2 protein-coding genes are annotated in these 1,022 nt (G+C 72.0%); both read right to left on the bottom strand.

Features of this window, described 5'->3' with window-relative positions:
* The coding region (locus AB0O29_RS36440) for a beta-ketoacyl synthase N-terminal-like domain-containing protein (protein ID WP_365160866.1) at positions 1–579 on the bottom strand (579 nt) is incomplete at its 3' end.
* A gap of 30 nt (positions 580–609) precedes the next feature.
* The gene (locus tag AB0O29_RS36435; protein WP_365160863.1) at positions 610–840 is read right to left on the bottom strand and encodes a DUF5988 family protein; all 231 of its coding nucleotides are present in this window, start codon (positions 838–840) and stop codon (positions 610–612) included.
* Between the last annotated feature and the right edge of the window lie 182 nt (positions 841–1,022).

Genomic DNA, 1,022 nt, shown 5'->3' with positions numbered 1-1,022 from the left:
CAGCGCCGTGCACGCCACGTCCAGGGCCACCAGACCGGAGGAGCAGTGGGTGCTGATCACCATGGCCGGACCTCGGGCGTCCAGGGCGAAAGCCGTTCGGCCGGCCGCCCCGGCGGTGAAGTTCCCGAACAGGTAAGGGCTGTTCGGGGCGTCCTCGGCGGGCCTGGCTTCGCGGAAGACGTTGTCGAGCCCGTAGGTGCCGACGTAGACGCCGGTGCACGACCCGCGCATGACCCCCATCGGTACCCCGGCGTGCTCGACGGCCTCCCAGGCGACTTCCGCGAGCAGGCGGAACTGCGGGTCGACCCAGCGCTGCTCGGCCGGGGCCACCGCGAGCGCGGCGGCGTCCCAGGCCCACACGTCGCCGTCGAGGAAGCACCCGATGGCGGCCCGGCGCGCTTCGTCCGGATCGTGCAGCGCGCCGAGGTCCCGGGCGTTCCACCGTTGCGGGGGGACGGGTCCCGCGGTGTGGCGGCCGTCGGCCGCCAGCTCCCACAGGTCCTCCGGTGTCGTGACGCCACCGGGGAACCGGCAGCCGATTCCTAGGATCGCGATGGGTTCCTTGTGTACTGCTGACATGCTCGACTCCTCCTGCTCCTACTCCTGCGCCTACTCCGCGATCGCCGTGCTGTAGGTGAACCGGAAGACCGGGAGGACGGTGCCGTCGACGGTCTCCGAGTCCTCGGTGCGCTCGAAGTGCTGGTGCCGCCCGTAATAGGCCACCACCAGCCGCGAGGCATTCGCCTCGGCTGCCGGCAGCCGCAACAGCTCCGGCATTCCGGGCGGTCCGCCCCGCAGCAGGGCCAACGGGCCGCAACCCGCGTCAATGTGAACGTCCATGGGTACTCCGCAGGTCCCGGCCGAACCCGGCCCGGCGAGGAAGGCGATGGGGGCCGGCCGAACGGCTGTCAGCCGAACCGGCCGGGAAGAGGTCTCACGAGGACCGGCACCTGCCGGTGAGGTGAGACCACGAGGCTACGTACAGGGGGCCCGGCACAAGCGGGGCGACGCGCCGAACGGCG

This window comes from Streptomyces sp. NPDC089915 (assembly GCF_040684675.1).
In the GTDB taxonomy this organism is placed as follows: Bacteria; Actinomycetota; Actinomycetes; order Streptomycetales; family Streptomycetaceae; genus Streptomyces.
The sequence above is the reverse complement of the archived record's forward strand: the minus strand, read 5'-3'. Positions and strand labels throughout refer to the sequence as shown.